11 protein-coding genes are annotated in these 13038 nt (G+C 75.1%); 9 read left to right on the top strand and 2 right to left on the bottom strand.

Annotated elements, in window-relative coordinates; translation table 11 throughout:
* Positions 1–18: 18 nt before the first annotated feature.
* The 9 genes from ACFVUH_RS32645 to ACFVUH_RS32605 all read left to right on the top strand — a co-directional run bounded on the left by ACFVUH_RS32645 (position 19) and on the right by ACFVUH_RS32605 (position 10949).
* Positions 19–663: an NUDIX domain-containing protein gene (locus tag ACFVUH_RS32645; protein ID WP_387917090.1), complete on the top strand. Its 645-nt coding sequence runs from the start codon at positions 19–21 to the stop codon at positions 661–663.
* 210 nt (positions 664–873) lie between these two features.
* Positions 874–2988, top strand: a complete 2115-nt coding sequence (locus ACFVUH_RS32640) for a tetratricopeptide repeat protein (RefSeq protein ID WP_387917089.1) — start codon at positions 874–876, stop codon at positions 2986–2988.
* Between the two features lie 259 nt (positions 2989–3247).
* Complete coding sequence (gene ald / locus ACFVUH_RS32635) at positions 3248–4363, top strand: alanine dehydrogenase (RefSeq protein ID WP_387917087.1); 1116 nt, start codon at positions 3248–3250, stop codon at positions 4361–4363.
* Between the two features lie 474 nt (positions 4364–4837).
* The gene (locus ACFVUH_RS32630; RefSeq protein WP_376090262.1) at positions 4838–5905 is read left to right on the top strand and encodes a ParA family protein; all 1068 of its coding nucleotides are present in this window, start codon (positions 4838–4840) and stop codon (positions 5903–5905) included.
* Complete coding sequence (locus ACFVUH_RS32625) at positions 5902–6528, top strand: hypothetical protein (RefSeq protein ID WP_387917085.1); 627 nt, start codon at positions 5902–5904, stop codon at positions 6526–6528. The genes ACFVUH_RS32630 and ACFVUH_RS32625 overlap by 4 nt, the downstream gene beginning before the upstream one ends.
* The gene (locus tag ACFVUH_RS32620) at positions 6525–7541 is read left to right on the top strand and encodes a segregation and condensation protein A (protein WP_387917109.1); all 1017 of its coding nucleotides are present in this window, start codon (positions 6525–6527) and stop codon (positions 7539–7541) included. The genes ACFVUH_RS32625 and ACFVUH_RS32620 overlap by 4 nt, the downstream gene beginning before the upstream one ends.
* 305 nt (positions 7542–7846) lie before the next feature.
* Positions 7847–8440 carry an SMC-Scp complex subunit ScpB gene (locus ACFVUH_RS32615; protein ID WP_387917107.1) on the top strand — a complete coding sequence of 198 codons (594 nt, stop codon included), beginning with the start codon at positions 7847–7849 and terminating at the stop codon, positions 8438–8440.
* A gap of 63 nt (positions 8441–8503) precedes the next feature.
* A complete protein-coding gene (locus ACFVUH_RS32610) occupies positions 8504–9751 on the top strand; it encodes a pseudouridine synthase (RefSeq protein WP_387917083.1) in 1248 nt (415 codons plus the stop codon).
* A gap of 214 nt (positions 9752–9965) precedes the next feature.
* Positions 9966–10949: a transcriptional regulator gene (locus ACFVUH_RS32605; RefSeq protein ID WP_387917081.1), complete on the top strand. Its 984-nt coding sequence runs from the start codon at positions 9966–9968 to the stop codon at positions 10947–10949.
* Positions 10950–11025: 76 nt separating this feature from the next.
* Here ACFVUH_RS32605 and ACFVUH_RS32600 read toward each other — a convergent pair whose 3' ends face one another.
* Both ACFVUH_RS32600 and ACFVUH_RS32595 read right to left on the bottom strand, forming a co-directional pair.
* Positions 11026–11388: a DUF952 domain-containing protein gene (locus ACFVUH_RS32600; RefSeq protein WP_355374120.1), complete on the bottom strand. Its 363-nt coding sequence runs from the start codon at positions 11386–11388 to the stop codon at positions 11026–11028.
* A 77-nt stretch (positions 11389–11465) separates the two neighbouring features.
* A complete protein-coding gene (locus ACFVUH_RS32595) occupies positions 11466–13037 on the bottom strand; it encodes a DUF4139 domain-containing protein (RefSeq protein ID WP_387917079.1) in 1572 nt (523 codons plus the stop codon).
* Position 13038: the final 1 nt, after the last annotated feature.

Genomic DNA, 13038 nt, shown 5'->3' with positions numbered 1-13038 from the left:
ACGAAAAGGGGAGACGTGATGGACGAGCGCAGCACCGCCGAGGTCGCCGACCGGGCCGAGGAGTGGGAGATCCGGGGGAGCACCACACCGTTCCAGGGCCGGGTCACCGGCGTGCGCAGCGAGGAGGTCCGGATGCCCGACGGCAGCTGGGCCCGCCGCGACTACCAGACCCACCCCGGCTCGGTCTCCGTCCTCGCCCTGGACGACCGGCAGCGGGTGCTGATCCTGCGCCAGTACCGCCACCCGGTGCGCCAGCGCCTCTGGGAGCTGCCGGCCGGCCTGCTCGACGTCCCCGGCGAGAACCCGCTGCACGCCGCCCAGCGCGAGCTGTACGAGGAGGCGCACTGCAAGGCGGGCAGCTGGCGGGTGCTGGTCGACTTCTACACCTCGCCCGGCGGGACGGACGAGGCACTGCGGCTCTTCCTGGCCACCGACCTCGCCGAGGCGGAGGGGCAGCGGTACGAGGCGCACGGGGAGGAGCTGGAGCTGGAGTCGGCGCGGGTGCCGGTGGAGGAGCTGGTCCGGCTGATCCACGCCGGGCAGCTGCACAACCCCACCCTGATCACCGGCACGCTGGCGCTCTACGCGGCCCTGCACGGCCCGGGCGGCCTGGAGGCCCTGCGCCCGGCGGACTCGCCCTGGCCCGCCCGGCCCTTCGTGTAGGCCCCCGGCGTCCTGGCCCCCGGCGCCCTGGGTCCCGGCGCCCTGGGTCCCGGGCTTCTGAGGGCCCCGGCTCGGCCGGCGGGGTGATTCGCCGGTTCGTACGACCGGATGTCACCTCGGCCGGAGCGGACGGTCGAACTACGCTTCGCAGACGGGGCGTCCGCTGCGGGGCGCCTTCGGTGAGCGCTGGCGACGTCGGGAGTGGCACGGGTGGCGAGGAAGACGGTGACGATGGAGGCCGGGGCCGGCGCGCCCGCCGAGCGCGTTCCCGGGCTGGACCGGCTGCCCGTCGGCCCCGCCCTGTTCGTCGGCCGGCGCACCGAGCTGGCCGCCCTGCGGGCCGCCGCCGCGCGCCCGACGGAGGGCCGCAGCCCGGTCCTGGTGCTGGCCGGCCGGCCCGGGTCGGGCCGTACCGCGCTGGCCGTGCGGTTCGCCGTCACCGCCGCCGCCCAGTACCCCGACGGCGTGCTCTTCGCCCGGCTGTCCGCGTCCGACGGCGGCCGGGTGCCGCCCGCCCGGGTCGCCCGCAGGCTGCTGGAGCAGCTCGGCGCGGACACCGCGGGCGTCCCGCTGCCCGGCGCCGTCGAGGACGGCCGGGACGACCCGGCCTGCGTCGCGCTGCGCGGGGCGCTGGCCGGGCGGCGGGTCCTGCTGCTGCTGGACGACGTCCGGGACGCCGGGCAGCTGTGGCCGCTGCTCACGGACGAGCCGGGCTGCCTGGTGCTCGCCACCACGGCCGGGCCACTCACCGGGATCGAGGACATCGACCCGGTCATCCTCGGCGGACTGGACCGCCCGGCGGCCGCCGAACTGCTCGGGGACCTCGTCGGCGGGACGCGGATCGGCTGCGACCCGGTCGGCGGGGCCGACCTGGCGGAGGCCTGCGGGTCCCAGCCGGCGGCGCTGCGGCTGATGGCGGGGCGGCTGCGCGGCAATCCGAAGCTGGCGGTCACCGAGGCGGCGAAGGAACTGGTGCGGGCCGTCGCCGAGGCGTCCTCGTCGGCGGCCCGGGGCGCGGGGCGGCCCGGCGCGGAGCCGAAGCCCGAGAGGGCCGAGGGGGCCGAGGAGCCCGCGAAGCCCGCGAGGGCGGAGAAGTCCGCGAAGTCCGCGAAGAACGCGCCGGGCAGGCGGCGGAAGGGGGCCGCGCAGGAGCCGAGCACCGCCGCACCCGCTCCGGTCGTGGCGCCCCCGGCCGAGCCGGCCCGCGACCCGGCCGCCTGGGTGCGGCCCGGACCGGAGCCCGCCGAGCCCGTCCCGGTGCCCGACAACGACCCCTTGATCGGCGCGTTCACCCTCGCCTACACGGGTCTGCCCGCCACCCAGGCCCGGATGCTGCGCGCGCTCACCCTGGCCCCCGGCCAGTGCGCGGACCTGCGCACCGCCTCCGCGCTGGTCGGCTGCCCGGCCCCGGAGGCCGCCGGGACGCTGGCGGCGCTCGCCGAGCGGGAGCTGCTCACCGTGGAGCCGCCGGCCGCCGACGGCACCGCCCGCTACCGGGTGCCGGGCCGGCTGCACCCCCGGCTGGTCCGGCTGCGCGCGCGGGAGGACCGGCCCGCCGAGATCGAGCTGGCCCGGGCCCGGCTGCTGGAGCGGCTGGTCCGGCTCACCGAGTCCGCCCGGGCGCTGCTGGACCCCTCCGGCGGGCCGGGCCCCGATCCGCTGCCCGGTCCGCTGCGGCTGACGTCCGCCGCGCACGCCCGGCAGTGGCTGCTCGGCGAGCGTGACGTACTTCTCGGCGCGGTCGCCGACGCGATCGGCCAGGGCGACCTCGACGGCTCGGCCGGCCGGCTGGTCACCGCCCTGCTCCGGTCGCTGCCGCTGACCGGCGCCGCCGCCCCGGCCGACCTCTACCAGCTGCACGAGCTGGTGCTGACGGTGGCCGAGCGGCACGGCCGCCCGCGCCGGGCCTCCGCCGCCCTGCTCAACCTGGGCGACCTGCAGGCCGCGGCCGGCCGCTGGGAGCAGGCCTGCGGCCACTACCGGGCCGCCCTGGAGCACGCCCGGGCCGCCGACGACGAGGCGCTCTGTGCCCGTGCGCTGGAGGGCGCGGCGGGCTGCCACCGGGCGCTCGGCGACGCGGTGCGCGCCGCCGACTGGTACGGCCGGGCGCTGGGCCTGCGGCAGTCGATGGGCGACCAGGCCGCCGAGGCGCGGCTGCTGGCCAGGGTGGCCGAGGCGCACAGCGCCCAGCGTCGCTTCGAGGAGGCCGAGCGGGAGTACCGGGCGTCCCTCGCGGTGCTGCGCAGGCTCGGCGACGAGCACGGCCGGGAGGCGGTCGCCACCGCCCTCGCGGAGCTGCGGGAACGCGTCTCGGCCGGGTGGTAGCGGGCCTTTTCGGGAGTATTGTCGAAGATGCCCGGTCGGTGCGACTTTGGTAGGAAGATCGCGAGGGAAGCCTACGAACCTGCCAATGCGTCCGGCAGATTTATTCACATTGGAAGGCTGACAGGCCGCCTGGGCTTCATTACACTCGACTCAGCGCGCAGCAATCCGTGCCCCGGTGTCTTCCGGAGGCTTCCCCCGTGCGCGCGGCCCGCCGGTCTTCTCCGGTAGGGACCCCCATGGCAAGAGGACGTGTTTAGCCGTGAAGGTCGGCATCCCCCGCGAGGTCAAGAACCACGAGTACCGCGTGGCCATCACGCCTGCCGGTGTGCATGAGCTGGTCCGCAACGGACACGAGGTCTACATCGAGGACAAGGCCGGCGTCGGCTCCTCGATCCCGAACGAGGAGTACGTGGCCGCCGGCGCCACCATCCTCCCCACCGCCGACGAGGTGTGGGCCACCACCGACCTGGTGCTGAAGGTCAAGGAGCCCATCGCGGAGGAGTACCACCGCCTGCGGAAGGGCCAGACGCTCTTCACCTACCTCCACCTGGCGGCCGACCGGGCCGGCACCGACGCGCTGGTCGCCTCCGGCACCACCGCCATCGCGTACGAGACCGTGCAGCTCGCCAACGGCGCCCTGCCGCTGCTCGCCCCGATGTCCGAGGTCGCGGGCCGTCTGGCCCCGCAGGTCGGCTCGTACCACCTGATGCGTCCGGCCGGCGGCCGCGGCACCCTGCCCGGCGGCGTGCCCGGCACCCACCCGGCCAAGGCCGTCGTCATCGGTGGCGGCGTCTCCGGCTGGCACGCGGCCACCATCGCCATCGGCATGGGCTACGACGTGACCCTGCTGGACCGCGACATCAACAAGCTGCGCGAGGCCGACAAGATCTTCGGCACGAAGATCAAGGCCATCATGTCCAACGCCTTCGAGCTGGAGAAGGCCGTCGTCGAGGCCGACCTGGTCATCGGCGCCGTGCTGATCCCGGGCGCCAAGGCCCCGAAGCTCGTCACCAACGAGCTGGTCTCCCGCATGAAGCCGGGCTCCGTGCTCGTCGACATCGCCATCGACCAGGGCGGCTGCTTCGAGGACTCGCACCCCACCACGCACGCCGAGCCGACCTTCCAGGTCCACAACTCGGTCTTCTACTGCGTGGCCAACATGCCGGGCGCCGTCCCGAACACCTCCACCTACGCGCTGACCAACGCGACGCTGCCGTACGTCGTCGAGCTGGCCAACCGCGGTTGGAAGGAGGCGCTGCGCCGCGACGCCGCGCTGGCCAAGGGTCTGAACGTCCACGAGGGCCAGATCACCTTCGCCGCCGTCGCCGAGGCCTTCGGCCTGGAGTCGGTCTCCCTGGAGTCCGTGCTCGCCTGAGCGTGACGCGTGTCGCCCCCGGCCCGGTGCACTCCGGGCCGGGGGCTTCGCCGTGCCCGTGCACAGGGGGTCACCGAGGCCTCCCGGTCCCCGCGTGAACGAGGGGTGAATCCGGTGGTGACGTCCGGGGCGCGGGGTGCGGGTCGCTCTGTCGTCAATCTCCGTCGGTCGTGTCACCCGACCCCGGAAACCTTGGAGTCAGAGGCCTTCGCATCCCTTGACAGAGGGTTGCCTGATAGTCGACACATCCTGCCCACTACCGTGGATTGTGTTGCTGCGAACGCCTTGAACGGCCTAGAGTCGCAAACCGTCGGCATGCTGCCACGCTGACGAATCGACATAGAGTCCTGGATGCCCAAGGAGGTAAGACGACTTGTGAATGAGTCGACATTTGCTCCCGGGGGTGGTCAGCCAGGACTGGCGGCGCACACCGCCGGCCAGCCGACTGAGGAGCCCGGGGCCAGGCAGCCCTCCGTGGGCTCGGCCGAGGTCGGCTCGGTCGCTCTCCGTACTTTCGAAGCACGCCAGAACACAGCACAGGTGACCACGGTGACCGACTACGACGCCGAACTGCCGGCCCACGGCCTGGCCTACGGCGAGTTCGCCTACGGCGCCTACGACGACCCCGACGCCGAGTACGAGCCGGACCCCGAGTACGCGGCCACGCTCGCCCCCGACGCCGCCCGCCAGCGTCGCGAGCGGATCGGACCGACCGGGCGCCCCCAGCCCTACTTCCCGATCCCCGCGCCGGTGGCCGAGCACGGCCCCGCGCAGATCATCGCGATGTGCAACCAGAAGGGCGGCGTCGGCAAGACCACGTCGACCATCAACCTGGGCGCGGCGCTGGCCGAGTACGGCCGCCGCGTGCTGCTCGTCGACTTCGACCCCCAGGGCGCCCTCTCCGTCGGCCTCGGCGTCAACCCGATGGAACTCGACGTCACGGTCTACAACCTGCTGATGGAGCGCGGGCTGACGGCCGACGAGGTGCTGCTGAAGACGGCCGTGCCGGGCATGGACCTGCTGCCGTCCAACATCGACCTCTCCGCCGCCGAGGTGCAGCTGGTCAGCGAGGTGGCCCGGGAGTCCGCGCTGGCGCGCGCCCTGAAGCCGCTGCTGCCCGACTACGACTACGTCATCATCGACTGCCAGCCCTCGCTGGGTCTGCTGACGGTCAATGCGCTGACGGCCGCTCACAGCGTCATCGTGCCGCTGGAGTGCGAGTTCTTCGCGCTGCGCGGCGTCGCGCTGCTCACCGAGACCATCGAGAAGGTCTGCGAGCGGCTCAACCCCGAGCTGCGGCTGGACGGCATCCTCGCCACCATGTACGACTCGCGCACCGTGCACAGCCGTGAGGTGCTGGCGCGCGTCGTCGAGGCGTTCGGCGACCACGTCTTCCACACCGTCATCGGGCGGACCGTGCGCTTCCCGGAGACCACCGTCGCCGGCGAACCGATCACGACGTACGCGACCAATTCGGTCGGTGCCGCCGCCTACCGCCAGCTCGCCAGGGAGGTGCTCGACCGGTGCCGCCCCGCCGAGTGAGTCTCCCGGGTGCCGACGAGCTGTTCCGAACCACCGGCGGGATGGCGCTGTCGCCGTCCCTCGCGTCGCGTTCGGCCGCCGAGGCGCCCAGACCGGAGACCGCGCGGGCGGTCAACGGCGTCGGTGACGCGGACGACGCCGAGGGCGTCGACGGCGCCGGCGCCACCGGCGGCGAGGGCCCCGAGCACGCCGAGGGCGGCGACGGGGCGGCCGGGGACCAGGCAGTGGCGAGGCGCGCGCCGCGCCGCGCGATCGGCGGACCGGGCGCGGCCGGCGTACCCGTGCCCGCGCAGCCGGGCGGCCAGGGCGGCACCGGGCCGGGAGGCCGCGCGGCGGCCCCTGCGCCGCGCCAGCACGCGGGTGCCGCCGAGGAGCGGCCGAGGCCGCGGGGCCGTGCCCCGCGCCGCCCGAGCGGGCGCGAGCGGCACGACGAGAAGATCACCGTGTACGTGTCCGCCGAGGAACTGATGGACCTCGAACACGCGCGGCTGGTGCTCCGCGGTGAGCACGGTCTGGCGGTGGACCGCGGCCGGATCGTCCGGGAGGCCATCGCGGTGGTGCTGGCGGACCTGGAGCAGCGCGGTGAGGCCAGCATCCTGGTACGGCGGCTGCGCGGGCGCTGAGCCCGCTCCCGGGGCCGCGGGGGGTCCGGGATAGTCCGGTGCGGCGTGTCGGTGGGCCCCGGTGCGGGGCGGGCGGCGCGGGCGGGCGAAGATGGACCGTCATGCCGAGTACGCCCGAGATCCCCGTCGTCGACCGGACCGCCGTTGGAGCGGCCGGGCCGGGTGCGCCGGAGGGCGGCGGGCCGCAGGGCGGCTTCAGGGTCCGGCTGGACAACTTCGAGGGCCCGTTCGACCTGCTGCTGAGCCTGATCGCCAAGCACCGGATGGACGTCACCGAGATCGCGCTGGCGACGGTCACCGACGAGTTCATGGCCCACATCCGCGCCATGGGACCGGACTGGGACCTCGACGCGGCGACCGAGTTCCTGGTCGTCGCCGCCACCCTGCTCGACCTCAAGGCGGCCCGGCTGCTGCCCGCCGCCGAGGTCGAGGACGACGAGGACCTCGCCCTGCTGGAGGCGCGCGACCTGCTCTTCGCCCGGCTGCTCCAGTACCGGGCCTACAAGCGGGCGGCGGCGCTGTTCGGCGAGCGCTGGGCCGGCGAGCTGCTGCGGCGGCCCCGGACCGTCGGCCTGGAGCCGCGGCACGCGGAACTGCTGCCCGAGGTCGTGATCGGCATCGGCACCGAGCGCCTCGCCCGGCTCGCCGCCCGGGCGATGGCGCCGAAGCCGAAGCCGGTCGTCTACGTCGACCACATCCACGCCCCGCCGGTGAGCGTGCGCGAGCAGGCGGGCCTGGTGGCCGGGCTGCTGACCGAGCTGGGCGAGGCCACCTTCCAGCGGCTCGTCGCCGACGCCCCGGACACCATGGTCGTGGTCGCCCGCTTCCTGGCACTGCTGGAGCTGTACCGCGAGCGGGTGCTCGCCTTCGAGCAGCCGGACGCGCTCGGCGAACTGCTGGTGCGGTGGGTGGCCGAGGCGGACCGGGGCGCGGTCGACGTGACGGACGAGTTCGACCGGCCGGCGGGCGAGGCCGCGGCGCGGGCGGCGAAGGGCGAGGAGGACGGGCGATGACGGCCGGGAACGGCGGCGCGGGCGGCGGACGGCCGGCCCGGCGGGTGCTGGGTGTGCCGGGGCGGGCACGCGCCGAGGAGTGGCTGGAGCCGGCGCCGACGGTGCCGGAGGCGCCGGAGCCGGTGGTGCCGGTGGTGCCCGACGCGGCGGAGCCGGTGGTGCCGGAGGCGCCGGAGCCGGTGGTGCCCGACGTGGCGGAGCCTGTGGTGCCCGAGGTGCCGGTGGCGGACGCGACCGAGGTGCCGGTGACGGCGGCGGTGGCGGACGGCGGCCCCGGGCTGCGGGCCGAGCTGGAGGCGATCCTGATGGTCGTCGACGAGCCGGCCACCGAGGCCCACCTGGCGTCGGTGCTGGACCGGCCGTGCGCGCAGGTGGCGGCGGCGCTGCGCGAGCTGTCCGCCGAGTACACCGCCCAGGGACGGGGATTCGACCTGCGGCTGGTGGCCGGCGGCTGGCGTTTCTACAGCCGCGAAGCCTGCGCTCCGGCCGTCGACCGCTTCCTCCTGGACGGCCAGCAGGCCCGGCTGACCCAGGCGGCACTGGAGACCCTGGCGGTGGTCGCCTACCGGCAACCGGTGTCCAGATCGCGGGTCTCGGCCGTCCGCGGTGTGAACTGTGACGGCGTGATGCGTACCCTGGTACAGCGAGGACTGGTGGAAGAGGCCGGATCCGAGCCCGAAACAGGTGCGATCCTGTATCGGACGACGAACTACTTCCTGGAACGGATGGGGCTCCGCGGCCTGGACGAGCTGCCGGAGCTCGCTCCTTTCCTGCCCGAGGTCGACGACGTGGAAGCGGAGTCCCTGGAGGGCACGATGATCGCGGAGGCGGTCGCCGCCGCGGCCGCGCAGGCCGCGGACGGCAGTGGCGAGGCCGGTCGGGCTGCGCCTGATCGGTAGGGGGCGGTGAGGTCGGCCGAAACGACCGCACAGCCCAGACGGTAACGACGTACGGACACTTTGATGCGTAGCAGTGGCAACGGCAGGAACAGCAGCGGCGGCGGCAGCGGTCGCGGCGGACAGGGCGGGGGCGGCCGGGGCGGCTCCTACGGGGGCGGCTCGGGCCGCGGCGGCTCCGGCGCGCGCGGGGGTTCGTACGGCGGCGGCTCCGGCGGCGGCCGGGGCGGCTCGGCCCCGCGCGGCGGCTCGGGCTCGTACGGCCGGGACGACCGGCGCGACAGCCGCCGCGACGACCGCCGGGACGACCGGCGCGACGACCGCCGCTACCCGGACCGCCCGCTGCGGCCCGAGGAGCGCAAGTACGACCGCCCCGAGTACGGCGGCGGCCCCAACGCCACCCCGGCCCGCGGCGGCTTCGCCGGGCGCCGGCCCGGCCCGGCCCCGCGCCCGCGCCGGGAGGGCCAGGGCGCCCCGGGCGACCCGCGCCGTCAGCCGCAGCGCTCGCGCGAGCTGCAGGCCCGGATCGAGGACGCGGTGCTGGCCCGGCACGACAAGCCGGCCGTCAAGCTGCCGAAGACCTTCGGCGAGCCCGAGGGCGAGCGCCTGCAGAAGGTGCTGGCCCGGGCCGGCATCGGCAGCCGGCGCGCCTGCGAGGAGCTGATCGAGCAGGGCCGGGTCGAGGTCAACGGCAAGCGGGTCACCGAGCAGGGCAAGCGGGTCGACCCGCAGAAGGACGAGATCAAGGTCGACGGCCTGACCGTCGCCACCCAGTCCTACCTGTTCTTCGCGCTGAACAAGCCGGCCGGCGTGGTCTCCACCATGGAGGACCCGGACGGCCGCCAGTGCCTCGGCGACTACGTGACCAACCGGGAGACCCGGCTGTTCCACGTCGGCCGCCTGGACACCGAGACCGAGGGCATCATCCTGCTCACCAACCACGGCGAGCTGGCCCACCGCCTCACCCACCCCCGGTACGGCGTGACCAAGACCTACCTGGCCGCCATCCAGGGGCCGATCCCGCGCGACCTGGGCAAGCAGCTGGCCAAGGGCATCGAGCTCGAGGACGGCTACGCCCGGGCCGACAGCTTCAAGGTCATCTCGAACGTCGGCAAGAACTACCTGGTCGAGGTGACCCTGCACGAGGGCCGCAAGCACATCGTCCGCCGGATGCTGGCGGAGGTGGGCTTCCCGGTCGAGAAGCTGGTGCGCACCCACTTCGGGCCGATCGCGCTCGGCGACCAGAAGTCCGGCTGGCTGCGCCGGCTGACCAACCCCGAGGTCGGCCAGCTGATGCGCGAGGTCGGGCTGTAACGGCTGCCGCGACGGTCCCCGGAGGGCCTCCCCGCCACTCGGCGGGGAGGCCCTCCGTCGTCCGGCGGATCCTGCTGTGAAGCGGGCCGCATCGGCCGTGATCGCCTTGTCAGCCCCAGGACCCGTGGCCGAGTATGGCCACCTGACCACGACCCGCCGGGTGGCGGGACTGCGCCACCCGGCGCGGGGCGAGAGTCGAACGGGGAGCGACGCCGTGTCCGATGCACCACTCAGCGCTCTGGGACTGGCCGGACCGGACGGGCGGGTCTACGCGACGCTGGTGGCCAACCCGCAGTCCACGGCCGAGGACCTCGCCGGGCTCTGCGGCCTGACCCTCCAGCAGAGCCTGCGGGCCCTGGACCGGCTCGCCCAGCAGGGCATGGCCACCCGGGCCCCGGTGGACCGCCAGCGCTTCCTGCCGGTCGCCCCGGACGTCGCCATCGGCACGCTGATCGGCCACCGGGAGTCCGAACTGCGGCACGCCCGGGCCGAGATGCACCGGCTGATGGACGCCTTCCGGGAGGCCTCGCGCTACACCGACCCGGCGCACTCGGTCGAGGTGCTGACCGGCGGCGAGGCCATCGCCCAGCGGCTGGAACACATCACCGAGACCAGCCAGTACCAGATCCGCGGCTTCGACTGCCCGCCCTACATCCAGGACCCGGTCGCCAACATCCCGCTGCAGCGCCAGCGGCTGAAGGAGGGCGTGCGGTTCCGGACCGTCTACGACCGGGAGGCGGTGGCCTGGCCGGGCCGGCTGGAGAAGAACATCCTGGTCGGAGTCGCCGACGGCGAGGAGGCCCGGGTCCGGCCGGTGCTCCCGATGAAGATGGTCATGTCGGACGACCGGATGGCGATCATCCCGATCAGCGTCGGCGACAGCGTCCTCGACGCCGCCTACGTCATCCACCCCTCGGCGCTGCTCCAGGCACTGGACACGCTGTTCGAGGCGGAGTGGGAACGCGCCGTCCAGCTGCAGGCCGCGATCGGCACCGGCGACGGGACGCTGGAGCCGGAGGCCGACCACCGCAAGCTGCTGGGGCTGCTGGCGGCCGGCCTCACCGACGAGTCGATCGCCCGCTCGCTGGGCTGGAGCGCCCGGACCACCCAGCGCCGGCTCCAGTCGCTGATGCGCGAGCTGGGCGCCACCACCCGCTTCCAGGCCGGCATGGCGGCCCGGGAACGGGGCTGGCTGTAGGACCTGTCTCCTGGATCCTTGCCGGGGCCGCCGAAATCCAGGAGACAGGCCCTGGCCGCCGACCGGTGCGCGGGCGTCAGCTCCAGGGGGAGAGCGAGGCCCAGCGGCCGTCCGGGCCGCGCTCGACCTTCTCCAGGCCGACCACCGCCGTACGGTTCAGCCGCCCGTAGATGTGCGGGTACAGCACCCCGGGGGTGGCCCCGGGCGGCGGTCCGCCGTGCGCGGCCTCCCACTTGACCATCGGTTCCACCAGCGACTCCTCGATCAGCAGCACCATCAGCGGTTCGCGGGCGTCGGCGAAGAAGGCGTTGGCCACGGCGAGCGCGGTCTGCTCGTCCGCCGCGCAGTGGATGAACCCGTCGGTGAGCAGCGAGGCGGTCGCGTACGGCCGGCCCGGATCGGCCAGCCAGTCGTCCAGGGGGGCGAGGTGCAGGATCATGCTCCTGTTGTACCCGCTCCGGCCGGGCCCGGGCGCTCGCCCGGGCGGCGGTTCGCACGCCCGGGCCCGGCCCGCCCTCAGAGACCGGCTACCTTCCCGGAGGCGGAGACCTCGTACACCAGGGTGAGCGAGCGGCGGGCGCCCGGGCCCAGCGGGACGTCCCAGCGCACGACGCCCTCGGCGTCGAAGGCGTCCGGCGCGGGCGAGCACTCCTCCTTGCGCAGCCGCACCTCCACCGCCGCCACCTCGGAGACCGGCACCCGCTCGCGCACCGCGACCAGCTGCTCGTCGTGCTCCTCCGGCCCGGAGAACCGCGACAGGTGCAGCCGCACCGTGCGGGTGGTCACCGAACGCTGGCTCAGGCCGGCCGTGGAGCGGCGCTCGTCGGTCTCGCGCACCACCCGGTAGCCGTCCGAGCTGCCGAAGGACAGCTCGGCGTCCGCGCCCGGCGCGGTGAACGGCAGCCGGCCGCGCCCGGTGAAGCCGCTGCCGCGGACCAGCTCGACCGGTCCGGCGAGCAGCGGGTGCCCGGCCGTGTTGCGGAACCGGACCACCTGGGTGACCAGCGGGGACAGCTCCGGCGCGCAGGCGTACTCGCTGTGCGCGGCCCCGGTGAAGGAACTCAGCGGCACCCGGTGCGCCCGGCCGTCGGAGGGCACCGTGGCCGGCGCCGGGGCGGTCAGCACCCGCACCTCGCCGCCGTCGTCCACGCCCGGCAGCGCGCCGTCCGGGCGCAGCTCGGAGATCGTCTCCTCGCGCAGCTCCACCTCCACGGTGCGCCGCTCCTCGGCGGTGCGCTCGCGCAGCGTCAGCACGTCCTCGGCGAGCGCGGGCGGCTCGGTGGCGAGGGCGGAGCGGGCGGTGGAGAAGGTGAGCCGGGCGCCGGTCCACGCCTCTCCGGTGCGCTGCCAGACCACCGCCTCGGAGTCCAGCCGCAGCACGCCCTCGGCCAGGGTGGCCCGGTAGGACGGCCGCCAGAGCGCGCAGGGCACCAGATGGCCCACCGTCAGCCGGGCGGGCCCGGCCTCCCGGGCCTCGACGGTGAGCTCCAGATGGGCGACCAGCTCGGCGGGCTCCTCCTCGGCCTCCGCGACGGCGGTGCGTGCCGCGGCCTGTTCCAGCGCCAGCTTGCGCAGCCGGGCCCGGGTGGCGCGCAGTTCCTCGCCGGAGCGCTCGCGCTCGGCGTCGACCCGGTTCAGCTCGCGGTGCCAGCGCACGCGTTCGACCTCGCCGACGCCGGCACCCTCGCCGACCTCGCGCAGCAGGTCGGCGGAGAGCTGGGCGAGCAGCGCCAGCCGGGCCTCCAGCCGGTCGGCGAGCTGCTCCTCGGCGCGTTCGCGTTCCTCCAGGGCGTGCAGCCGGTGGCGCAGCGCGGAGTCCTCCGGGCCGGGCGGCAGCGGGGCGCGCGGCGTCCAGGCGCGGGTGATCCGGGCGTCCAGGACGCGGACGCCCGGAGTGGCGGACTCGGCGCGCAGGGTGCGGTCGACGGCGAGCGCGGTGAGCGGTCCCAGCCGCAGCCGCTGGACGCCGGCGGCCAGCTCCGCGGTGGCGGCGCGTTCGACCTGGGCGCGGTCCTCCAGACAGGTGACGGCGGTGACGGGCAGCGGCGTCGCGGGACGCGTGGTGCCGGGGAGGGGGGTGACGGTCACG

Origin of the sequence: Kitasatospora sp. NPDC058032 (assembly GCF_042885845.1) — a bacterium.
GTDB lineage: Bacteria > Actinomycetota > Actinomycetes > Streptomycetales > Streptomycetaceae > Kitasatospora.
Note: the sequence above shows the minus strand (reverse complement) of the source record. Positions and strands in the feature narration are given on the sequence as shown.

What these genes read in the sequence shown, in the direction of transcription:
- ACFVUH_RS32645 (WP_387917090.1), top strand. Translation starts at nt 19, where the DNA reads ATGGACGAGCGCAGCACCGCCGAGGTCGCCGACCGGGCCGAGGAGTGG.
- ACFVUH_RS32615 (WP_387917107.1), top strand. Translation starts at nt 7,847, where the DNA reads ATGGTCGTCGACGAGCCGGCCACCGAGGCCCACCTGGCGTCGGTGCTG.
- ACFVUH_RS32610 (WP_387917083.1), top strand. Translation starts at nt 8,504, where the DNA reads ATGCGTAGCAGTGGCAACGGCAGGAACAGCAGCGGCGGCGGCAGCGGT.
- ACFVUH_RS32600 (WP_355374120.1), bottom strand. Translation starts at nt 11,388, where the DNA reads ATGATCCTGCACCTCGCCCCCCTGGACGACTGGCTGGCCGATCCGGGC.